The sequence below is a fragment of the Luteolibacter flavescens genome, assembly GCF_025950085.1.
Taxonomy (GTDB): Bacteria; Verrucomicrobiota; Verrucomicrobiia; order Verrucomicrobiales; family Akkermansiaceae; genus Haloferula; species Haloferula flavescens.
In genome coordinates, this window is sequence record NZ_JAPDDS010000020.1 from 1 (window position 1) to 22,110 (window position 22,110).

Sequence of the window (22,110 nt, forward strand, 5' to 3'; positions counted from 1 at the left end):
CGGAGGATTCTCCAATGGTCGTGCGGCTCTGTACAGCCCAATTGCTCAACTTCAGTTAATTTTCAGACGGCTTCTTACCAAGGATCGGCGGGATACAAGTCATCTAACAAGATGCAACTCTACCTCTCATCGTATCTTATCGGCGATCAAGGTCACCACCTCGCGAACCTCGCACGAGGCAAGACCGCGCTTGTGGTTTCCAACGCCCTTGATTTCTCGAATGATTCCGAGCGGCTCATGGCTGGAATAAAGCGGGAGATTGGCCGGTTGGCGGACCTCGGGATTCCTGCGGAGCCATTGGATCTCCGCGACTATTTCGGCTCCAGAGACCTTCTTTCCGAGAAGCTCGCGGCGGCTGGCATGTTGTGGGTGCTCGGAGGCAATACCTTCCTGCTCCGCAAGGCCATGCACCTCAGCGGTCTCGACCAACTGATCCATGGCAAAATCGATGACGAGCATTTCCTCTACGGAGGCTACAGCGCCGGCGTCTGCGTTCTTTCCCCTTCACTGAGAGGCATTCACCTGGCGGATCAACCGGAAGCTCCGGCCCACGGATATGAGCATCCCATCATATGGGAAGGGCTTGGCATCATCGACTACTACATCGTGCCTCATTACAGATGCGACCACTTCGAATCGGAAAGCATGGAGGCTGTCGTGGACTACTACCGTGAGAATGACCTCCCGTATCGAGCAATTCCGGATGGCGAAGTCATCCTCGACGCAACCCACAACAGGGGACAAGTCGTCGCGCCCAACCCCTGATCCGACCTCGGTGACCGCCACAACCCGCCGTCGCGCTCACCAAAACAAAAAGGGCTGCGGTTGCCCGCAGCCCTTTTGAAGTTCTTAGCCTAAGCCCGGCTTAGTACTGGTAGTTCAGGTAGAAGTTGAACTGGCCGCCGTTGTCGGCGAGCGGGTCCGGGCTGTCGATCGGGATCGCGTAGTCGAGGGCGATCGGCACGGGGCTGATCGGCAGCTTCAGGCGGACACCCACGCCGAAGTCGTGGTAGAGATCGCTCGGGCTCGGGTCCCAGGCACCTTCGTTGACGAAGCCGAGGTCGTAGAAGACAGCGGCGCGGACATTGTCGATGACCGGCACGGTGTATTCCGCGGAGAGGAAGCCGAGCGACTTGCCGCCGACCACTTCACCGGTGATGGAGTCGCGGGGACCCACGTCGCGGAACTCGAAGCCGCGCAGCGTGCGGCCGCCACCGAGGAAGAGGCGGTCGAAGATCGGTACCTCGCCGCTGGTGGCATCCACAAAGGCAAGCTCACCATTGAGCGAGAAGATCGAGTCCCAAGCGAGATTCCAATACTTCTGGCCCTGCACGGAGAGCGAGTAGATGTCCACATCGCCACCCAGCACGGAGCCGGCGAGAGTGAGGCCGATGTCGAACTTCTCGCCCGAGCGGGTCTCGATGACCGCGTCGCGGCTGTCGTAGACGTAGTTCAGGCCGAGCGCGCTACGGACGAAGTCACCATCCTCATCGAGGAGCGACGGGCGCGGGTAGGGATTGGCAGGGCTGACCGGGAAGGTCGGGTTGTTCGCGAGCCAGTTGTTCGTGAGGGTGCCCACGGCGGACTCAACATCCACGGAGACATTCTCGAGGCGGTACTCCAGCTTGATGGAGCCCTTTTCACCCCAAGGCTTGCGGATGAAGGCGGAGAAACCGGCATTCGTCTGCTCGTAGAAGTCGGAGTAGTACTGCGAGTCCTTGTAGAAGAGTTCACCACCCAGCGCGAGCTGCTGGTCCATGAACCACGGCTCGACGAGCGAGACGCTGAAGTCCGTCCGCTCGGAGCCGAGGCGGAGATTCATGCCGAAGCGCTGGCCGGCACCCGTGAAGGCCCACGGGTTCATGATGTCGAAGTTCGTCTGCTCCAGGTTGATGAAGCCCACGATGCTGTCGATGGAGCTGAAGCCGATACCGGCGCTGATGGAGCCGGTGCGGCGCTCGTCTACGAGCACGTCGATGTCGCGGTAGCCGCCACGACCATCGCTGGAGTCCACCTGGACGCTGTTGAAGTATTGCAGGTTGTCGAGACGGGCCTTGGCGGTGTCGAGCTCCACGGAGTTGAACCAGTCGCCCGGCTTGAGCGGCATTTCACGGCGGATGACCTTGTCCTGGGTCTTGGTGTTGCCGCCGATGTTGATACGGCCGACGCGGTAGCGGGAGCCTTCGGTGATGCGGTAGACGATGTTGACCTGATTCGGGCCGGCGTCGCGGATGTCCGGGGTGACGGTCGCGTCGGCATAGCCGCGGGAGCCGTAGTAGCTGCGGATCATCTTGATGTCGTCCCGCATCTTCTTCGAGGAGTAGGCATCGCCGCCATTGAGCGAGAGAGCCGGGTAGAGTTCCTCGGGCTTGAAGACCGTCATGCGGCCGAAGCCGACACCAGCGACGGTATACTTCGCGCCTTCATTGATCTGGATGACGAGGTCCACGCGACCGTCGCCGACGGCATCGCGGCGGACGCTGCCGCTCACGCGGAGGTAGCCGTGGGTGCGGTAGTAATCGAGCACCGCCTCAAGGTCGGAGTCGAGCTGATCCACCTCGAAGCGGCCGGACTTGCTGATCCAGGAGAAGAAGCCCTTTTCCTTCACCTTCATCTGCTTGCGCAGGGTGCGGCCGTCGAAGACGGAATTTCCCTCGAAGCGGATGTCGCGGATCTCGTTCTTGCCGCCTTCCTCGATGATGAAGATGAGGTCCTCACCGGTGCCGCTCTCGCTCGGCTGGGTGCGGTGGGAGATGACTACGTCCGGGTAGCCGTAGCCACGGTAGTAGGTCTCCAGATTCCGGCGGGCAGTGAGGATGGCGTCGTCGCTCAGCGCGCCGCCCACCTTCAGCTTGGTTTCCTTCGCGAGCTTTGTGTCGCTGAAAACGGTATTGCCGGTGAAGCCGACCGCCACGATCTGGCCGCGGGTCGCCACTTCGAAGATCACCTTGAGCGACTCGCCGACAGGCTCTGCCAGCACGCGCACGTCATTGACCAGGCCGGACTCGTAGAGCGACTTGATATCATTATCCACCTTCTCGCTGCGATAGGCCTCGCCGGCGCGGGTGGAGATCGAATTGCGCAGGCGGCCTTCGTCGATCGTCGCCGAACCACGGTAGCTGATCGCCACCTCCGAGACGTTCTTGCCTTCGATATCCTGCGCCTTCGCCGGGCTGGCGGCAAAGCCGAGGAAGAACAGCGCCGCCAGGGACAGCCGGCGGGCGAGCGAGGCAAGGCCCCGTTTGGTTAGGAGGGATTGAATATCCATGAGTATCGGCTAGCGGAAAGAATGGAACCTTTTCAGGGCAGGGGGCGTCAAGGCCCATGTAGGCGGCCCCCTTCCTAACGCCCTCACCTTCGCTTTGACAAGCTGAGTACGGCCCACTTAGCTTCCCGCCCCCGGCGAGTCCGGACCCACTTTTTCCCGTCATGAACATCACCGTCGAAAAGCAGCCGAACTGCCTCGCCACGCTGCGCGTCCAAGTCCCTTCGGAAACCGTGCAGTCCGAGCGTGCCAAAATCGTCTCCGGATACACCGCCCAGGCCCGCATCCCCGGCTTCCGCCCGGGCAAGGCCCCGAAGAACGTCATCGAAAAGAAGTTCCAGTCCGCCATCGTGGAGGAACTCGACGACCGCCTGGTGCGCCAGGCCTATGACGAGGCGCTGCGCCAGGAAGCCCTGAAGGTGCTGAACTTCGGCATCCCGCAGAACCTCGCCCACAACGAGGACGGAACCATCACCTTCAATGCCACCCTCACGCTGGCCCCGGAAGTGGCCCTGCCGGAATACAAGGGCATCCCCGTGAAGGCCCCGTCCACCGAGGTCACCGACGAGGAGATCGACGCCCAGCTCGACGGCCTGCGCCAGAACTTCGCCGACTATACGGACATCGAAGGCCGCGCCGCCGAAGCGGGCGACGTCCTCAAGATCGACTTCACCTCGTCCCTCGATGGCAAGCCTCTCGAGGAAGCCCTGGGCAAGCCTGCCGGCTACCTCAGCGGTCGCGAAGGCTTCGTGATGAAGCTGGACGAAAACAGCTTCCTCCCCGGCTTCTCCGCCCAAGCCGCCGGCCTGAATGTCGGCGAGTCGAAGGACATCGCCCTCACCATCCCGGAAGATTTCCCGCTTTCCGACCTGCGCGGCAAGGAAGTCGTCTTCCACGTCTCGGTGAAGGAACTGAAGCAGGCCGTCCTGCCGGAGCTGAATGACGAATTCGTCGCGAAGATCACCGGCGGCAAAACCGTCGAGGAGCTCCGCGCCCTCGCCAAGCAGCAGATCGAGATCGAGAAGCGCCGCCGCATCGACGACCACAAGGTCAACCAGATCGTCGAGCACTTCAACTCGCTGGTGGACTTCGAGCTGCCGGACGACCTGCTCCGCCACGAGACGCAGGGCCAGGCCGACGCCCTCGTGCAGCGCGGCATGCAGTCCGGCATGACGCAGGACGAGATCGAGGCCCAGCAGGGCGAGATCATCGCCACCGCCGGCGACCAGGCCCGCACGAACCTGAAGACGAACTTCATCCTGCAGGAAATCGCCCGCACGGAAGGCATCGTGGTCAGCGACCAAGAGCTGGTGAACCACCTCGCCATGATCGCGCAGCAGCGGAAGGAGAACCCGAAGAAGTTCATCAAGGACCTCCAGCGGAACGGCCGCATCCCCGGCATCCGCAACTCGATGCTGGTGGGCAAGGCCATTGACTTCGTGCTGGAGCACGCCACCGTCGAGGAAGTTCAAGATGAACCATCTTCCAATGAGTGATTTCCCGAACGTGATCCGCTCCGGCGGATCACCGCAGAACAGCTACTACGTCCCCGTGGTCGTCGAACAGGACGGCCGCGGCGAGCGCTCCTTTGACATCTACTCGCGGCTCCTGAAGGACCGCATCATCTTCATCGGCACCGGGATCGACGACTTCGTCGCGAACTCGGTGATCGCACAGCTCCTCTTCCTGCAGATGCAGGATCCGAAGAAGGACGTGCATATCTACATCAACAGCCCCGGCGGTTCCGTGACCGCCGGCCTGGCGATGTATGACACGATGCAATTCCTGACCTGCGACGTGAATACCTACTGCATCGGCATCGCCGCCTCCATGGGCTCGGTGCTGCTGACAGCGGGCACGAAGGGCAAGCGCTTCTGCCTGCCGAACTCGCACGTGATGATCCACCAGGTCTCCGGCGGCGCCCAGGGCACGGCCCTCGATGTCGAGCGGACCTTCGGATTCATGATCAACCTGAACAACCGCTTGCACGGCATTTTGGCCAAACACAGCGGCAAAACGGTGGAACAGGTCAAAAAAGACTCCGAACGGGATAATTACATGACCGGCGAGGAAGCCGTGGCCTATGGCTTGGTCGACAAGGTCCTCGAAAACCGGAAGGAACTTCCGGACGCCGTGGCAGCCCTGGCTGACACGAATGACGGAAAAAAGGACGACGTCTGAAGTCTTTTCAGCTAAGTTCAGGCGTCGGGCTGTCCAGCCCGGCGCCTGCTGTTTTTATACCCCGGCACCCCTATGGCACGCGCCTCAAATCTCACGATGTGTTCCTTCTGTGGCAAGAGCCACTCGGAGGTCAAAAAGCTGATCGCCGGCCCGGGCGTCTATATCTGCAACGAGTGCGTCGAGGTCTGCTCGAACATCCTCGACAAGGAACTCGCCGAAGGCACGACCAAGGCCTCCAAGGGCCGCCGCAACCAGCAGGGCAGCAAGCGGCTCCCCTCGCCCGCCGAACTGCGCGCCCGCCTCGATGAATTCGTCATCGGCCAGGAGCATGCGAAGAAGGTGCTCTCGGTGGCCGTGTACAATCACTACCAGCGCCTGCGCCAGGATCACCCGAGTCTGGCAGAGGAATTCGCCGGCGTGGAAATCGAGAAGTCGAACGTGCTGCTGCTGGGCCCCACCGGCTCCGGCAAGACACTGCTCGCCCGCACGCTCGCGCGCCTGCTCGATGTGCCTTTCTGCATCGTGGACGCCACCACGCTCACGGAGGCCGGCTACGTCGGCGAGGACGTGGAGAACATCATCCTGCGCCTGCTGCAGGCATCCGATTTCGATGTCGAGCGCGCCGAGCGCGGCATTATCTACGTGGACGAGATCGACAAGATCGGCCGCAAGACCGAGAACGTCTCGATCACCCGCGATGTCTCCGGCGAGGGCGTCCAGCAGGCCCTGCTGAAGATCCTCGAAGGCACGGTGTGCAATGTCCCGCCGCAGGGTGGCCGCAAGCACCCGCAGCAGGAGTATATCCAGGTGAATACGGAGAAGATCCTCTTCATCTGCGGCGGTGCCTTCGTCGGACTCGAGGACATGATCGAGCGCCGTCTCGGCCGCAGCACGCTCGGCTTCCACGGCCGGAAGGAAGAAGTGAAGTCCGCCACCGGCAACGTGCTCGACCTGACCGAGCCGGAGGACCTGCTGCACTTCGGCCTCATCCCGGAATTCATCGGACGCCTGCCCGTCATCTCCGCGCTCCGCAAGCTGACCGAGGACGAGCTGATTTCCATCCTCACCGAGCCGAAGAACGCGCTGGTGAAGCAATACGGCAAGCAGCTCGCCCTGAACGGCGTGAAGCTCCGCGTGACCCGCGATGCCCTGCGCGCGCTGGCCGAGGAGGCCGTCCGCCGCGGCACCGGTGCCCGCGCCCTGCGCTCCATCTTCGAGCGGCTGATGCTCGACGTGATGTACGAGGTGCCGTCGAAGGGCGACATCGAAGCCATCACCATCAACCGCCCTGTCGTCCTCGGCGAGCGCCCGCCCCTCATGCGGCGCAAGCGCGCGGACAAGGACGCGGCTTGATCGTTCGCCAGATTTGAATCAATCGAGACAGGGTGCCGCTTCAGGTGCCCTGTCTCATTTCTTTTCGGGCTCGGAGTTCTTTTCAAGAGTCCTTGCGTTCGTTCCAACGCGAACCAGCGGCGTGAAGGCGAAACGGCAGCGACATTGCCACAGGGCCATCCGGCTGCTAGTTTACGGTCATGAGCAGCGTCCTCGAAGCCTCGGAACGCACCGCAGTCGAGCATGACCGGACCGCATTCAATCTCGCGGTGTGGGACAAGATTGTCGCGAATCCGGAATTCGCCCGGATGCCTTACCGCTTTGAAACCGACGAGCACGGCCAGATCATCATGTCTCCCCCTCCCGCCCCGAGCCACGGAAACAAGCAGTCTGAAATTTCTTATTGGCTTCGACGCCTCTCACCCAAAGGCCGGGTGATCACCGAGTGCCCCATCTCCACGCGCAAGGGCGTGAAGTCTGCAGATGTCGCGTGGTGCTCTCCCGATGTCTGGCAGGAATCGGAAGGCAAGTCCTGCCTGCTGAGGTCGCCCGAAATCTGCGTGGAGGTCATTTCTCCCTCCAATACGAGCAGCGAGATCGAGGAGAAAAAGCAGCTCTACTTCGACGCGGGCGCGAAGGAGGTCTGGCTGTGCTCCGAGAACGGAATGATGAGCTTTTTCGTGGCAGGCAAATCCGTGGGCGCATCGGAAATGATCCCGGCATTCCCAACGCAGATCGAGTGAGCTGAAGAAAAAGTTCCCGATTCCAATATCCGCCGCGGCTCCCTAGCCTCGCGTCGTGCGTGCTATCCTGCTGGCCCTGCTACCCGCCATCGTCTTCGCGGATCCCGCGACCCCGCCCGACCCGGACGAGGCTGCCTATCCGGCGATCGAGCGTTTCGTGAAGGTGCTCGAGCAGGTTCGCCAGCGGCATCCGGATGCGGACAAGGTGGAGTATGACCGGCTGGTGAACCATGCGCTGGAGGGTATGCTTTCCAGCCTCGATCCCTTCTCCAGCTTCATCCATCCGGAGATGGCGCGAGCCATGGAGGCGGACCCGAAGCTGGACCCCTACCTGCCCTCGCTCGGGCTGACCGTCGGCGTGCGGGATGACGGGTCTTTCATCTCGAACATCGCACCTGCCACTCCGGCATCGCGCGCCAATCTCCTGCCCGGCTCCGCGATCCTCGAGGTGGATGGCGATCCGCCGCCACCGCTGGAGATCCTGCTTTCCTCGCTGCGCAAGCCGCCGGGCGAGCGGACGAAGCTGAAGCTGAAATCCCCCGCCGAGCCCAAGCCCGTCGAGGTCGAGCTCATCCACATCGCCGTCGAGGAGAAGGCGGTGACCGATGCCCGCCTGTTGGACGAGGCCGGCACCGGCTACATCCGCCTCGCGTCCTTCATGGGAAGCTGCGCTCGCGAAATGGAAGCCGCGCTCGATGAACTGGAAGACAAGGGCATGAAGCGCCTCATCCTCGACCTGCGGGGAAATCCCGGCGGCGACCTTCACCAGACCGTGCAGATCCTGGGCTTCTTCCTGCCGCCGAATACCGCGGTGGTGACGACCCAGGGTCGCGGCGGCGAAGTGCAGGGCGAGCCGCTCAAGACCCCCGAGCGCCAGCGCCGCAAGCGCGAGTACCCCATCAACGTGCTGATCGACCACATGTCCGCTTCAGCCTCCGAGCTCACCGCGGGCGCGCTGCAGGACCTGAAGCGCGCGGTGATCGTCGGCGAGACCAGCTACGGCAAGGGCTCCGTGCAGAACATCATCCCCATGGGTGGCGGGACGGCGCTGCGACTCACCATCGCGACCTATCACACGCCATCCGGCAAGACGCCGCACCGCACGGGCATCACTCCGGACGTGAAGGTGAATTTCACCGACGCCGATCGCGAGAAGCTCGCACTCTCCTACCGCCGCGCGGCCCTGACTGCCGATGAGGCGAAGCAGCTCGAAGGCTGGCAAGACCCCGGGCTGAAAGCCGCAGGCGAAGCGAAGTGAGCTCCCGTCACTCCCCGTCCGCGCCCACCACTCGCAATTGCGTGCAGAGCCACTGCGGCAGGTCATCGATCTGGTAACCGAGGTCGGCGTAGTAGGCGATGAAGCCCTTGTCCGGCTTCGGGCCGTTCGCGATGATCGGCTCGCCGTCCTTGATCTTGATCGGCAGTGATTCCCAGCGCGACTTGCGGAAGTCGCGGGTCTCGGAGCGCGCATACCAAAGGCGCGCCTCGCGCGGGGCGGGGTCCGCGGTGATCGTCAGCTCGAGGCTGCCATCGGCGCGCGAGCCATGCTTCCACGCCAGCTTCGGCAGCGGCTTGCCGGTGAGCTGGTGGCGGACGAAGGCGGAGACATTGTTGATCGCGCGGTCCGGGCTAAGCTTTCGCCCGCCCGCATCGCGTTCGGTCAGGTCGTGGCCCGCATTCGGGGAGTAGGAGATGTATTTCTCACCGGGCAGCGCGTCCCAGTAGAGGTTCAGCGCATCCGTGCTCCAGTAGGGGTCGTTGTTCCCCAACACGATGAGCTTCGGCATGGTAAAGCGCTCGCGGTAGGTCCACGGATCGACCATCGACCAGAGCTGGTTCGCGCGCGGCGTGTCCGGGATCGGCACGAGCCCGCGCTTCGTATAGGGCGAGATTTCCTCGCTGGGGCCGCCGAGTGACTTCTGCTGGTGGGTGAGCTGGTCGCGCATGTTCAGCACGTCGATGACCATCGGCGTGATCGCCATCACGCGGGGGTCATTCGCTGCGGTGAGCCAGGTGGTCCAGCCACGCTTCGACCCACCGCCGACGATGAATTTCTCCACCGGCCCGCCCCACTCCTGCTTGCCGAATTCCTGGAGCGAATCCATCGCCTTCACCACGCTCTTCACCATCGGGAAGAGCAGCGGCCACGACGAATCCCCGGAGTCGAGGAAGCGGACGAAGGTCTCCGCAATCAGGTCGTCCTCCCGCTTGCCGTCGAACAAGGGCTGGTTCGGCACGCCGAGCAGCAGCGCCACCGGGGCCTTGATCTTGCCCGCGAGCAGCGCCGCATACATCGCCTTTTGCTCGGAAGCGCTGCCACCTTCATTCAGCAGCAGCATCTTCCCCGTCGGCGCGTCCGGCGGGCGCACGATCAGGAGATCATGGGTCCAGGTGATGCCTTGCCAGACCTGCGAGGTCAGCTTCAGGCGCCACACCTTCGCGATGCCGAAGTCCTTCGAATCCTCGATCTTCCAGCCCGAGCCGGGCTCGGCCTTCGTGAGGTAGGTGCCGAGGTCGGCCGGGATGGCAGGCGGCTCCTTCGCAAACGACAGGGCGGGCGCGCCAAGCAGCAGCGCGAGAGGCAGGACAAGCTTTCCGAGCAAACGCATCCACCATGCTACCCGCCCCCGGCGATGGCACAAGCGGCAGATTTCCCGCCGCACACCGCTCGACTACCGGTGATTCTTTCCTTGGCACGCGGCCCGTCTTCCCCGGACGCTTCCCGGCGTGCTCCTGCTCGCCCTCGAATCTTCCTGCGATGAAACCGCGGTCGCGATCCTGCGCGGCGAGCCGGGGCAGCCCGCGCAAATCCTCGCGTCGGAGATCGCCTCGCAGATCGAGCTTCACCGGCAATACGGCGGCGTGGTCCCGGAGGTCGCCTCGCGGAATCACTCGCTGCACCTGAGACCGCTGGTCGAGCAGGCGCTGCAACACGCCGGGGTCTCGATCCGCGACATCGATGCCTTCGCCGCCACCTCGGGGCCCGGTCTCGCGTCCTCGCTGCTGATCGGTGCGACCGCGGCGAAAGCGATGGCCGCGGCGGCGGGCAAGCCCTTCCTCGCCATCAATCACCTGGAGGGCCACCTGCTCTCGCCCTTCGTGGAGACCGGAGTGGTGCTGCCGCATCTGGCGCTGATCGTTTCCGGCGGGCACACCCTGCTGTTAGACGTGGCGGGACCGGGCCGCTACACGAAGCTCGGCGGCACGCGCGACGATGCCGCGGGCGAGGCCTTCGACAAGGTCGCGAAGATGCTCGGCCTGCCCTATCCCGGCGGACCGGAAATCGAGAAGACTGCGGCGGGCGGCGACAAGCGCGCCTTCGCCTTCCCCCGCTCGATGATGAAGGAGCCGGGCTTCGACTTCTCCTTCTCTGGGCTGAAGACCGCCGTGCTCTACACGCTCTCCGAGCGGAATCCCGAGACCGGCACGGCCCGGCCGGAGGAGATGGCAGACCTCTGCGCGTCTTTCCAAGAAGCCGTGATCGACGTGCTCGTCACGAAGACCCTCCGCGCCGCGAGGCACGCCGGGCGCAAGCTCATCGCTCTCTCCGGCGGGGTGAGCCTGAACAAGACCCTGCGCGCCGCCTTCGAGGACGCCTGCCGGAAGGAGGGCATCACGCTCGCCACCGCCACGCCGGGCCTCTGCACGGACAATGCCGCGATGATCGCCTTCGCCGCGCTCCTCCGCGCCCACGAGGGCCATGCCTCGCCGCTGGACGCGGATATCGATCCGAATCTGCCGCTGGTCGCCTCCGGGAACGCAAGTTGAGCCAAGATGCTTGAGGCATCGGGAAATCCGGCTCAAATTAGGCAAAACCAAAGCATGGCCTACCGCACGATCATCTTCGACTTCGACGGCACCTTGGCGGACACGCTGGAAGAAACGCGCCGGATCTACAACCAGCTCGCCGTGGAATACTCCCTCCGCGAGGTGCAGGCGGAGGAGCTGCCCGAATTGCGGAAGTTTTCCCTGCTCGAACTGCTCGACCACCTCGATATCCCGAAGCGCCGCGTGCCAACCCTGCTCTCGCGCGGCACCTCGATGATGCGGTCGGACATCACCCGCCTGGCCCTCATCCCCGGCATCGGCGAGGTCATCCCCGCCATGCGCGCCCGCGCGAAGTCCTTCGGCGTGCTGACGTCGAATGCGGAGGAAAACGTGGATCTCTTCCTGAAGGCCCACGGCCTGCGCGATCACTTCGACTTCATCTCGTCCACCTCGCGGCTCACCGGGAAATCCGGACACCTGCGCGCCATCCGGAAGACCTTCTCCCTTCACGCGGAGGAAATGCTCTACGTGGGCGACGAGATCCGCGACATCAAGGCGTCGAAGAAGGCGGGCATCGCCGTGGCCGCGGTCACGTGGGGCTTCAATTCCGCGGATTCGCTCGCCGCCGAGTCTCCGGAGCACCTGCTGCACCATCCGGACGAGCTGCTGTCGCTGGTGCCGGAGGAGGCCTGAGCGCGGCGCATTTCAGGGTTCGACAATCCGGAGCCGCTTGCCAATCTGCGGCCCATGAACGAGCAACCCGCCGCCCCCGAACCGGAGAAGCACGCAGAGGCACCCGAGGCCGCCGAGTCCACGTCCGCGCCAAAGGCCGCGACGACTCCCCTGCCAAACTCCGTGCTCGCGCTCGGCTTCGTGGTGATCGCGCTGGTCGGCATCCTCATCGCCATGGCGATGAAGTCCCGCCCGGCCGGCACCTCGGCGGATGCGGCTGGCGACCCGGCACTCCGCGAGCAAAAGGCCCAGCTCGAAATCCTCCAGTCGAGCATCAACCAGGAGCGCGCCAAGCTCGGCCTGACCCCGCTCTATGGCGATACGACCCGGTCCGCGGATGAAGCCGCCGAGCGCATCATCAAGGACACCGCCACCCTGGTGGACCTGACGAAGGCCGCCAAGGGCCTCATCGCCGACAAGGACGCCGAACTCGACAAGCGGAACCAGGAACTCGCTGACACGGCGAAGCTGCTGGCCTCCCGCGTCGAGCAAATCAACAAGCTCCAGGCGGACCTGAACCGGGCACTCATCGACGGCTCCGATGCCTCCGGCCTCCGCACCCAGCTCGACGCCGCCAGCCAGCGCGTGATCGCCCTCACCGACGAGGTCCGCCGCCTGAGCCAGGGCAACGGCGCGCTCGCCCAGATCACCGCGGAGCGCGACCAACTCCTCATCCGCGTGGCAGAGCTGGAGGCACTGATCTCCCAAGCCTCGCTCTTCGCCGGCTCCGAAAGCGAACTGCTTGAGGACGGCGTGCAGCTCTTCCGCCAGCTCCGCAGCCTGGAAGACAAGCCGACGTCGGATATCGCGGACGCCTACAGCCAGTTCGGCGCGTTGCTCGGTGCCAATGTGGTGGACAAGATCAGCTTCCCGACTGGCGCAGCGGACATCGCTCCGGATCTTCAGGAAAAGATCGTCAGCTTCCCCGGCCTGGCCCCGGACAATGCGCTGCTGCTCGTCGTAGGCTATGCGTCCGAGACCGGCGACGTGGACAGCAACCGCGCGCTTTCCTCCGACCGCGCCACCGCCGTGGCCCGCGTGCTGAACCAGGTGAAGAAGCCCGGCCAGCGCGTTCAGGCGGTGTATCTGGGCCAGACCGACCGCTTCGGCGCGAATGCCCCGGAGCTGAACCAGATCAGCGAGGTCTGGCAAATCGTGCCGAAGGCCGACGGCAGTGAAAGCGGTGGCAGCATTCCTGTCCCTGTCCCCGTACCGGTGCCGCTGCCATCGGATTCATCGCTGCCCGCACCACGTCCGATCCCGCCCGGTCTCGGGCAGTGATCGGCGCAGGCGATTTCACACTCAGGCAGGCACGGGTGCCGAGGCATCGAGGAGCTTCTCGCTCTTCAGCTCGGCCCAGAAATCCGCGGGGATCTTCACACCCATCGAGGTCACGTTCTCCTGTGGCTGCGGCACGCTTCGCGCACCCGGGATGGTCGCGGAGACCACGGCGGGAGCGGCGGTGAATTGGAGCGCCGCGGTGCGGAGATCCACGGCGTGCTTCTTCGCCACGGCCTCCAGCTTGGTGCGCTTCCCGATCTGCTCCGCGGTCGGCTTCCCGCCGTAGTTGAAGCGGTCGCGTCCGGTGAGGAAGCCGTTGTTCAGCGGCGAGCCGATGACCAGCGAGGCCCCGCGCTCCTCGCATAGCGGGAAGACCTTCTCGATCGCCGCGGTGTGGTCGATGAGGGTGTAGTTGCAGGCCATGAGGATGACATCCGGATCGCTTTCCTTGAAGGCGCCGAGGATGGGATCGATGTGATTCACACCAAGGCCCCAGGCCTTGATGATGCCCTCCTCCTTCATCTTGATGAGCTCGGGCATGGCACCCTTCACGGCCTGCTCGAAGTAGGCGGGATAGGTTTCCTTCAGGTCGCCATTGTCCGGCGCGAGGTCGTGGATGAAGACGATGTCGATGGAAGCGAGACCGAGGCGCTGCAGGCTGTCCTCGACCGAGCGGCGCGTGCCTTCCGCCGTGTAGTCGTACTTGTATTTGAAGGGCAGCGGATTCGCCCATCCGCCCAGCGCGGACTTCGGTGCATTCGCCGCCGCTTCGAAGACGCGGCCGACCTTCGTCGAAAGCACGAACTCTTCGCGGGGCTTCTCCGAGAGGAAGTGATTGAAGCGATGCTCGGCCAGGCCGTAGCCGTAGAAGGGCGAGGTGTCATAGTAGCGGATGCCTGCATTCCAGGCATTCTCCATGATCGCAAAGGACTGCGCGTGCGTGATGCCCAGACCGGAAGATCCACCGATGGGCGCGCTTCCGAGACCGATGCGAAAGGGAGGACGATAGCGTCCCTTTGCGGTCTTGTCAGACTGGGGAAGAGCCACACCCGACGCCGCGGAAGCTGCTGCCGCGGGTGCCGCATCCTGCGCGACGAGTCTCTGTGAGGAAGCCGCGACAAGCGCGCCGCTGGCAGTGGCAAAGGTGGCCAGGAAGTCTCTGCGTGTATTCATGATGACAATGGTTCGATCGCGTGAAGCTCCGGCATCAGGGCAAGGCACAGCCCGTCACGGGCTCACATGATCCCTGATTCACCGGAAGAATCGCCCGGCACGTCTCGTCGCGCCAACGGAGATTCCGACGTTCTCCCCCGTCGGGGAAAACGGCTGCTTTCCCTCATGGGAGCACCACCGCCGACAAAAAATTCCGCCGCAGTCCCTGCCTAACGGAATCCCGTTGGCAGGCTGCGGCGGAAAGTCGGTGGACGCGCGTGGTTCTTACAGCCCGCTCGCCTTCATCCCGGTGAAGGAGGCGGCGTGCTTCTCACCGCGGGTGCAGTAGCGGCGCACGCCGATCATGCCGGAGCGGAAGCTGTCGTCATTGATCTCGATCTTCGGCTCGTCGAGGTCGCCGGCATAGACGCGGATGACTGGGCCCTCGGCCTCGATGCGGATTGCGGTCGCTTCGCCGGCCTTCACGGTGAGCGGCACGGTCTTCAGCGGGATCCAGCGGTTGTCGGCCTTGCCGAGCACGAGCTCGTTCTTCTCCGCGCTGATGCCGGCGTAGTAGCCACGATAGCTGTCCATGCCGGGGAAGGCCTCGCTGGTGCGGAAGAGCAGCCCGGCATCGCCCGCCTCGCTCACGGTGACCTGCGCATCGTAAACGAAGTCCGCGAAGTCGGTGTAGGGCATCACGGCCTTCGCACCGACCACGCCGCCGCTGCCGGAGTGGGCCTCCGCCGCGGTGTGGAGCGCACCGTCGCGGATGTACCAGCTACCACCGTAGCTGACCCAGCGATCGAACGTGCCCTTGCTGAAATCCGCGGCATATGACTCGGCCGGTGCGACGGGCTTGCCGATCACCGGGAAGCTGGTCACGCGCAGCATGCCGGCACCGAAGGGCACCAGACTGATTCTCTCGCGGGGCGAATCGGACGCCACCGGGCTCACCGGAGGATCCAGTGCGATCAGGCCACTGTGCGCCATCTTCCACGTCGGCACTTTCTTTGCCCAAGTCATCAGCCGGATAGGGGTACCCCCCCGTTGAAAAGGAGAGTAAAGGACCGGCCCAGTCTTCACATCGAATGAAGCTTCGACGTTCTCAAGGTCGATATCCAAGGCGTAGTTCCAATCCGACTTGGGGAGGAGTTCGAAAGACTCGAATCCCGGCACCTTGCCCTTGTCGAAAACCACCTTCTCTTCCTTGATACCCAGAGAGAAGACCAGCGGCCCACGATGCACGCTGACGCTGTCATTCAAGCCGCGCTGCAGCTTCACCTTCATCGGCAGCTTCAGCAGCACCTCGTCGCCTTGCTTCCAGGTGCGCTGGATCTTTGCGAAGGTGCCAGCCTTCGGTGCGGGCTCGGCCGCTCCATTCACCTCGATGGTCGCATCATCGCACCAGCCGGGGATGCGCAGCGAGAGCGGGAAGGCCACTTCCTTCTCCGTGGTGACGCTGAGACGCACGGTCTCGCCGAAGGGATAGTCGGTCTCCGAATGCAGCTTCACCTGCGTGCCATCGCCAACGGTGGCGGTCACCTCGGTGGGCGCGTGGGCGATGACCGCGAGCCCCTTGTCCGGTGTGGACGCCCAGGAGTTCTGCACGAATTTCGGCCAGCCCATGTGGAAGTTGTAGCAGCAGCACTGGAAGCCGGAGATGGGCGAGGGCGTGCTGCCATTCGCGTAGTCCTGGTCGAAGCCCTTGTGCCCGCGCTTCGCGATGACCTGGTTCGGGATGCAGTAGTAAACATGCTGATGGATGTCCCCCGTCACCGAGCCTGGCAGCGCATTGAAGGCCATGCGCTCGAGGCTGTCCGCCGCGGCAACATCGCCGGTCACGCGGGTGACGCTGGCGTCGCTCAGCATGCGCTCCACCACCGAGCAGAGCTCGATGCCCTGCGTGGTGGAATTCCCCGCGAGGAATTCGGAGCCCGCATTGATGCCCACGGCGGTGCCATGGTCGCGGTCGAGATTCGCCACGCCATGACGGTAGGCATCGCGGTCCGCGGCCTTGCCGGACCGCAGCGAATAGACGGCAGGCATCTTGATCGCCTGCGGCACGTTCACATTGTGCCGCGGCTGGAAGCTGCGATCCACCTCGACGAACTTGTTCTCCGTGAGGATATCGGTCCACGGGTACGCCTGCTTCGCGAGCTTGTCGGAGAGGCCGAGCAGGAACTCATCGCCGGTGCGATTGTAGAGCCAGAAGACGGTCTCGATGTCGTCGCCCGCGCGGGACTTGCCCCAGTCGCGCAGCGGCCGGGTGTCGAGGCCGGAATTCATGTGAGCATAGTACTTCGTGAGGAAGGGAATGACGCGCTCGTCACCGGTCGCCTCGTGGAAGTCGCGCAGCAGATGATTCACCACCATGCGCGGCCACCAGTCGTCGTTATTCGCCGGGCCGTAGAAGCCGTCCTCGCGCTGGCTCTTCAGAATGGCGTCGCACCACTTCGTCGCCTCCTCCTTCAGCTTTGCATCGTCGAGTCCCCAAGCGAGCGGGATGAGGCCCTTGAGATAGTAGGGACCTTTTTCCCAATTCTCGCCATCGCCGCCTCGCCACGCGCTGTTAGGGCCCGCCGCTTCCAGCAGCTCCGGCGCATGACCGGTGAGGCCGTCGCGCTGGAGCTCGAGCTGGCGCTTCAGCCATCCGTGCGGCTTCACGCTGCCGAGCGGGAGGGCCTGGAAATGGCCCTTCTCCAGCGGCGAGCGGTTCTCATGGATCGGTGCGCCCTGCTTCGCGAAGGCAAGCACCCCGATGCCTAACAGCGGCACGAAAGGAAGTATGGTGGATGGTCTCATCGGCAAATTCTCCGGGAATCGAATACGGCGCGCATCCGATTTTCAAACACGTTTTATATTTGGAATTATTTCCTCACTCACAACTCGACCCGTTCAGAGCTTGCCGGCCTTGATGGCGGAAAAGCTCGCCGGATTCTTCTCCGGGCGGGCGGCCCAGCGGCGGACGCCGATGACGCCCTCCGTGAAGCTCTTGTCCTCCGTCTCGATCAGCGGCTTCTCCATGTCATCCACGAAGACGCGGATCACCGGCCCCTTTGCCTCGACGCGGAGGGTGTGGGTGGAGTCCGGCTGGATGTCGATGGGAGCGCTCTTCAGCTCCATCCAGCGGTTGTCCGCCTTCCCGAGCACCACCTGTTTTTTCTCCGCGCTGATGCCCGCGTAGTAGCCGCGATACGTGTCCGCACCCATCGCGGCGTCGCTGACGCGGAAGATCACCCCGGCGTCGCCGGAGTCATTCACGCGCACCTTCGCATCATAGACGAGATCGCTGAAGGAAGCCGACGGCACCACCGCCTTTGGCCCGGTGAGGCCGTAGCCGAACGACATCGCATTCGAGGCCGTGTGCAGCGCTCCATCGCGCACATACCATCCGCCACCATAGATCATCCATCCATCGGAGTGGCCGTCCGCGAAATCATCGGCGAAGCTCTCCCGCGCCGGAGAAGGACTGCCGATCACCGGAAAGCTGGTGATGCGCAGCATGCCGGCACCGTAGGGCACCAGCGTGACCTGCTCCACCGCGGCATCGGACGCCACCGGCGAGACCGGCGGGTCCATCGCCGCCATGCCACCCGGCGCCAGCTTCCATGAGGCGATCTTCTTCGCCGGGACCTGCAGCGTCACCGGCGTGCTCGCCCGGTCAAAGGGATGCTCCGTCGCCTTTGCCACGCGGACCTTGAAGGACGAGGCTGGGTCCTTCTCGTCGAGCACGAGGCCGTAGTTCCAGTCCGACTCCGGATGCAGCTCATACGAGTCGAAGCCCTTCTTCTCCCACGCCACCACGTTCGCGTCAGGCTTCTCCCTTTTCGTCAGGCTCTCCCGGCGCTCCATCACCGGCAGCGCATAGACGAGGGGGCCGCGGGTCACGGAGACGGAGCCATTCACGCCCTTGTGAACCTTCACCTCCATGGGCAGCTTCAGCTCGATTTCGTCGCCGTTTTGCCACGTCCTCTCGATCTTCGCGAAGGAGGCGGCCTTTGCCTCGGGACCTGCGGTGCCATTGATGGTGATGGCGGCATCATCGCACCAGCCGGGGATGCGCAGCGACAGCGGGAAGGAGGTGGCCTTGTCCGTCGTCACGCGGATGCGCACGCTTTCTTCAAAGGGGTAAGTCGTCTCCGTGGTGAGCGTCACCTTGCCGCCGTCACCCACGGTGGCGGTCGTGGAGACCGGCGCGATCACCAGCATGGCGAGGCCCTTGTCCGGCGTGGCGGCCCAGGAGTTTTGCACCAGCTTCGGCCAGCCCATGTGGAAATTATAGCAGCAACAGGGGAAGCCCGAGACCGGCGATGGCGTGCAGCTCGTGCCGTAGTCCTGATTGAATCCGCGTCCGCCGAACTTCGCCGCCACGTGGTTCGGGATCGTGTAATAGACCTGCTGGCGGATCTCCGGGGAAAGCGATCCCGGCAGCGCATTGAAGGCCATGCGCTCGAGGCTGTCCCCCGCCTGCGGATCACCGAGGCTGCGGATCACGCTCGCGTCGCTGAGCATGCGCTCCACCACCGAGCAGAGCTCGATGCCCTGCGTGGTGGACGGCCCGGCCAGGAACTCGCTCCCGGAATTGATCCCCACGGCGAGCCCGTGGTCCCGCATCAGGTTTGCCACGCCCTTCGCATACGCATCGCGGTCGGCCTCGCTGCCGGAACGCAGCGAATACACCGCCGGCATCTTCAGGGCCTGCGGCACGTTCACGCCGTGCTTCGGATGATGATCGTCGCCGAATTCCAGGAAGCGGTTGTTCGTGAAAATGTCGGTCCACGGGTAGGCCTGCTTTGCCAGCAGGTCGGCCAGCTTCAGCAGCGACTCGTCACCCGTCTGCCCATGGAGCCAGAAGATCGTCTCGATCTCGTCGCCCGCCCGCGCCTTGCCCCACTCCTGAAGCGGACGCGCTCCCAGGTGCGAACTCATATGGGCATAGTACTTCGTGAGGAATGGGATCACGCGCTCGTCGCCGGTCGCCTCGTGGAAATCGCGCAGCAGGTGATTCACCACCATGCGCGGCCACCAGTCGTCATTGTTCGCCGGGCCGTAGAAGCCGTCCTCGCGCTGACCTTTCAAAATCGCGTCGCACCACTTCGTCGCCTCCTCCTTCAGCTTCGCGTCATCGAGCCCCCACGCGAGCGGGATGAGGCCCTTGAGATAGTAGGGACCCTTTTCCCAATTCTCGCCATCGCCGCCGCGCCACGCGCTGTTGGAGCGTGCCGCATCGAGCAACTCCGGCGCATGCCCGGTGAGGCCGTCGCGCTGGAGCTCGAGCTGGTGCTTCAGCCACCCCTGCGGCTTCACGCTGCCGAGCGGCAGCGCCGTGAAATGGCCGGCCTCCAGCGGCGCACTCCCCGCCCCCGGCTTAATCCCCGTATCCGCAAGTGCAACAAGGCCGAGCACCCCCAAGGGCGCGGCAGCAAAAAAGATGGCATTTCTCATGAACGGTCGCGTTTTACGGATGCAACCTGATGTTTCACTCAGTGAATTCAAACACGTTTCATGTTTGAATTTTTTCATCCAAACTGACCTGTAAGACTAAACCCGATCGAGCCGCCGATCACGCACACAGTGCCCGGGTGACCGCAGAAGCTCCGTCCTCCACGCATTCGATTCGATACCGGAACGTAATCCGCTCGTTATCGTCGCCCGCCATTCCAAGCGTTTCACGATTCGGTTTCCCCTGTTTCGAAGCCAGTTGAATCTCGGATGCGCAATCTGCCGGGACCATTGACATCTGGGGAGAACCCGCGAAAACAATGGAGATATCACGACGCCCCGCCAATGATAGGAAATGCATTCCGCTGGATTCTCCACTGGCTTCGGCAAGGGCTCAAGCTGTGGTTCTTTGCGACCGTAGCGTCCATTTGTCTTGTCCCCCTTTTCCTCCCCCTGGAGATCATGAATAGATGGGCCGTTGACTCGGACGAGCTCCATTTGCTGGCGAAGCTTGGGATTGCGGCAGGCCACATCGCCTGCTTCGCGGTCGGCGTCGCAGTGTTCACTGCCGTCTTGGCGAGCCAACTGAAGGATCACCCTCTTCGCCCTTTCGTCTCACGCCGCATGACCCGGGATGGTCGCAATGGCGCGCCCCAAGCTCGGAAAAGCAGCCCCTCCACGTGAGCAGGGCATTTAGCTTGCCAGCCTCCGGAGGCCTCTTCCCCCGCATCACGACCTGATTTTCCCTTGCCCCGCGCGGGCCGGTGGCCGCTACTCGCGCTCGTGATCCCGAACGTCCTCGCCGAACGCTACGCGTCCCCCGCCCTGCAAGCCATCTGGTCCGCCGAAGGCCGCATCGTGCTGGAGCGCGAGTTCTGGATCGCGGTGATGAAGGCCCAGCGCGACTTGGGCCTCGACATCCCCGCCGAGGCGATCGCCGCGTATGAGAAGGCGAAGGACTCCGTCGATCCCAGCTCGATCATGGCGCGCGAGCGCGTGACCCGCCACGACGTGAAAGCGCGCATCGAGGAATTCAACGACCTGGCCGGCCACGAGCATATCCACAAGGGCATGACCTCGCGCGACCTGACGGAAAACGTGGAGCAGCTCCAGGTGTGGCGCTCGCTGCTGGCAATCCGCGACAAGTCCGTGGCCGTCCTCGCCCGCCTGAAGAAGCGCGCCGAGCAGTGGAACGACCTCGTCATCACCGCCCGCACCCACAACGTGGCCGCGCAGCCGACCACGCTGGGCAAGCGCATCGCGATGTTCGGCGAGGAAATGCTCTCCGCCCACCATGCGCTGGCCGATGTGATCGCGCGCTACCCCGTCCGCGGCCTGAAGGGCGCGGTGGGCACGCAGATGGACCAGCTTTCCCTTTTCGATGGCGACGCCTCGCAGGTCGCCGCGCTGGAGCAGAAGGTGGTCTCCCACTTGGGCATGCCGGCGGTGTGGACGAATGTCGGCCAGGTCTATCCCCGCTCGCTGGACTTCCGCGTGGTGGCGGCCCTGACGGATCTCGCCAGCGGCCCGTCCTCCTTCTGCCGCACGCTGCGCCTGATGGCCGGCCACGAGACCGCCAGCGAAGGCTTCGCCCCCGGCCAGACGGGATCGAGCGCCATGCCGCACAAGATGAATTCCCGCTCCTGCGAGCGAGTGAATGGCTTCCACGTCATCCTGAAAGGATACCTCGCCATGGCCTCCGGCCTCGCCGGCGACCAGTGGAACGAGGGCGATGTCTCCTGCTCCGTGGTCCGCCGCGTGATGCTGCCGGATGCCTTCTTCGCCATCGACGGACTTTTCGAGACCTACCTGACCGTGCTCGACCAGATGGACGCCTACCCGGCCGTGATCGGGAAGGAGAACGCCCACTACCTGCCCTTCCTGATGACCACCACCATCATGATGGAAGCCGTGAAGGCCGGCGTGGGCCGTGAAACCGCGCACAAGGCGATCAAGGAACACGCCGTGGGCACCGTGAACGACCTGCGCGCGGGCAAGACGACCGTGAACGATCTGGTGGACCGCCTGGCCAATGACGAGCGCATCCCGATGGATCGCGGCCAGCTCGCCGCCATCGTCGCCGAGGGCGAGAGCAATGCCGGGGCCGCACAGGCACAGGTTGCCATCTTCTCGAAGGCAGTGGGCGAACTCGAGGCAGCCCACCCGGAAGCCGCCGCCTACGCCCCCGGCTCCATCCTCTGAGAAAGTGGC

At 64.0% G+C, this 22,110-nt stretch carries 15 protein-coding genes; 10 read left to right on the forward strand and 5 right to left on the reverse strand.

The genetic code is table 11. From position 1 onward, the window contains the following. The first annotated feature begins 111 nt into the window (after positions 1-111). Complete coding sequence (locus OKA04_RS22895) at positions 112-765, forward strand: Type 1 glutamine amidotransferase-like domain-containing protein (protein ID WP_264503555.1); 654 nt, start codon at positions 112-114, stop codon at positions 763-765. Between the two features lie 100 nt (positions 766-865). Here the strand turns inward: OKA04_RS22895 and bamA are convergent, their stop codons facing one another. Further along, on the reverse strand, positions 866-3,268 hold the full coding sequence (gene bamA / locus OKA04_RS22900) for an outer membrane protein assembly factor BamA (RefSeq protein ID WP_264503556.1): 2,403 nt from the start codon (positions 3,266-3,268) through the stop codon (positions 866-868). Between the two features lie 161 nt (positions 3,269-3,429). Here bamA and tig point away from each other — a divergent pair, with 161 nt between their 5' ends. The 5 genes from tig (at position 3,430) to OKA04_RS22925 (ending at position 8,779) form a co-directional block, all read left to right on the forward strand. Beyond that, the gene (tig, locus tag OKA04_RS22905) at positions 3,430-4,761 is read left to right on the forward strand and encodes a trigger factor (protein ID WP_264503557.1); all 1,332 of its coding nucleotides are present in this window, start codon (positions 3,430-3,432) and stop codon (positions 4,759-4,761) included. Further along, positions 4,754-5,446: an ATP-dependent Clp protease proteolytic subunit gene (locus tag OKA04_RS22910; protein ID WP_264503558.1), complete on the forward strand. Its 693-nt coding sequence runs from the start codon at positions 4,754-4,756 to the stop codon at positions 5,444-5,446. The genes tig and OKA04_RS22910 overlap by 8 nt, the downstream gene beginning before the upstream one ends. 72 nt (positions 5,447-5,518) lie before the next feature. Continuing rightward, positions 5,519-6,799 carry an ATP-dependent Clp protease ATP-binding subunit ClpX gene (gene clpX / locus OKA04_RS22915; protein WP_264503559.1) on the forward strand — a complete coding sequence of 427 codons (1,281 nt, stop codon included), beginning with the start codon at positions 5,519-5,521 and terminating at the stop codon, positions 6,797-6,799. A 179-nt stretch (positions 6,800-6,978) separates the two neighbouring features. After that, on the forward strand, positions 6,979-7,521 hold the full coding sequence (locus OKA04_RS22920; RefSeq protein ID WP_264503560.1) for a Uma2 family endonuclease: 543 nt from the start codon (positions 6,979-6,981) through the stop codon (positions 7,519-7,521). Between the two features lie 55 nt (positions 7,522-7,576). Then, positions 7,577-8,779, forward strand: coding sequence for a S41 family peptidase (locus tag OKA04_RS22925; RefSeq protein ID WP_264503561.1), 1,203 nt, complete (start codon positions 7,577-7,579; stop codon positions 8,777-8,779). Between the two features lie 7 nt (positions 8,780-8,786). Here OKA04_RS22925 and OKA04_RS22930 read toward each other — a convergent pair whose 3' ends face one another. Beyond that, positions 8,787-10,130 carry a PhoPQ-activated pathogenicity-related family protein gene (locus tag OKA04_RS22930; RefSeq protein WP_264503562.1) on the reverse strand — a complete coding sequence of 448 codons (1,344 nt, stop codon included), beginning with the start codon at positions 10,128-10,130 and terminating at the stop codon, positions 8,787-8,789. Between the two features lie 118 nt (positions 10,131-10,248). Here OKA04_RS22930 and tsaD point away from each other — a divergent pair, with 118 nt between their 5' ends. From tsaD to OKA04_RS22945, 3 genes are read left to right on the forward strand one after another with little or no spacing between them, the layout of a single operon-like run. Further along, positions 10,249-11,289, forward strand: a complete 1,041-nt coding sequence (gene tsaD, locus OKA04_RS22935) for a tRNA (adenosine(37)-N6)-threonylcarbamoyltransferase complex transferase subunit TsaD (protein ID WP_264503563.1) — start codon at positions 10,249-10,251, stop codon at positions 11,287-11,289. Positions 11,290-11,343: 54 nt separating this feature from the next. Beyond that, complete coding sequence (locus OKA04_RS22940) at positions 11,344-11,982, forward strand: HAD hydrolase-like protein (protein ID WP_264503564.1); 639 nt, start codon at positions 11,344-11,346, stop codon at positions 11,980-11,982. A 54-nt stretch (positions 11,983-12,036) separates the two neighbouring features. Further along, complete coding sequence (locus tag OKA04_RS22945; protein ID WP_264503565.1) at positions 12,037-13,302, forward strand: OmpA family protein; 1,266 nt, start codon at positions 12,037-12,039, stop codon at positions 13,300-13,302. A 21-nt stretch (positions 13,303-13,323) separates the two neighbouring features. On the opposite strand, the gene OKA04_RS22950 is transcribed toward OKA04_RS22945, so the two are convergent. The 3 genes from OKA04_RS22950 to OKA04_RS22960 form a co-directional block, all read right to left on the reverse strand. Beyond that, a complete protein-coding gene (locus tag OKA04_RS22950) occupies positions 13,324-14,475 on the reverse strand; it encodes an aldo/keto reductase (RefSeq protein ID WP_264503566.1) in 1,152 nt (383 codons plus the stop codon). A 264-nt stretch (positions 14,476-14,739) separates the two neighbouring features. Beyond that, positions 14,740-17,259, reverse strand: coding sequence for a beta-L-arabinofuranosidase domain-containing protein (locus tag OKA04_RS22955; protein ID WP_264503567.1), 2,520 nt, complete (start codon positions 17,257-17,259; stop codon positions 14,740-14,742). A 93-nt stretch (positions 17,260-17,352) separates the two neighbouring features. After that, positions 17,353-19,902, reverse strand: coding sequence for a beta-L-arabinofuranosidase domain-containing protein (locus OKA04_RS22960; protein ID WP_264503568.1), 2,550 nt, complete (start codon positions 19,900-19,902; stop codon positions 17,353-17,355). Positions 19,903-20,682: 780 nt separating this feature from the next. On the opposite strand from OKA04_RS22960, the gene purB reads away from it, so the two are divergent. Continuing rightward, positions 20,683-22,101, forward strand: coding sequence for an adenylosuccinate lyase (purB, locus tag OKA04_RS22965; RefSeq protein ID WP_264503569.1), 1,419 nt, complete (start codon positions 20,683-20,685; stop codon positions 22,099-22,101). Positions 22,102-22,110: the final 9 nt, after the last annotated feature.

What these genes read in the sequence shown, in the direction of transcription:
- OKA04_RS22920 (WP_264503560.1), top strand. Translation starts at nt 6,979, where the DNA reads ATGAGCAGCGTCCTCGAAGCCTCGGAACGCACCGCAGTCGAGCATGAC.
- OKA04_RS22955 (WP_264503567.1), bottom strand. Translation starts at nt 17,259, where the DNA reads ATGAGACCATCCACCATACTTCCTTTCGTGCCGCTGTTAGGCATCGGG.
- OKA04_RS22895 (WP_264503555.1), top strand. Translation starts at nt 112, where the DNA reads ATGCAACTCTACCTCTCATCGTATCTTATCGGCGATCAAGGTCACCAC.
- tig (WP_264503557.1), top strand. Translation starts at nt 3,430, where the DNA reads ATGAACATCACCGTCGAAAAGCAGCCGAACTGCCTCGCCACGCTGCGC.
- OKA04_RS22960 (WP_264503568.1), bottom strand. Translation starts at nt 19,902, where the DNA reads ATGAGAAATGCCATCTTTTTTGCTGCCGCGCCCTTGGGGGTGCTCGGC.
- OKA04_RS22930 (WP_264503562.1), bottom strand. Translation starts at nt 10,130, where the DNA reads ATGCGTTTGCTCGGAAAGCTTGTCCTGCCTCTCGCGCTGCTGCTTGGC.
- OKA04_RS22945 (WP_264503565.1), top strand. Translation starts at nt 12,037, where the DNA reads ATGAACGAGCAACCCGCCGCCCCCGAACCGGAGAAGCACGCAGAGGCA.
- OKA04_RS22910 (WP_264503558.1), top strand. Translation starts at nt 4,754, where the DNA reads ATGAGTGATTTCCCGAACGTGATCCGCTCCGGCGGATCACCGCAGAAC.
- bamA (WP_264503556.1), bottom strand. Translation starts at nt 3,268, where the DNA reads ATGGATATTCAATCCCTCCTAACCAAACGGGGCCTTGCCTCGCTCGCC.
- OKA04_RS22950 (WP_264503566.1), bottom strand. Translation starts at nt 14,475, where the DNA reads ATGAATACACGCAGAGACTTCCTGGCCACCTTTGCCACTGCCAGCGGC.
- clpX (WP_264503559.1), top strand. Translation starts at nt 5,519, where the DNA reads ATGGCACGCGCCTCAAATCTCACGATGTGTTCCTTCTGTGGCAAGAGC.
- OKA04_RS22940 (WP_264503564.1), top strand. Translation starts at nt 11,344, where the DNA reads ATGGCCTACCGCACGATCATCTTCGACTTCGACGGCACCTTGGCGGAC.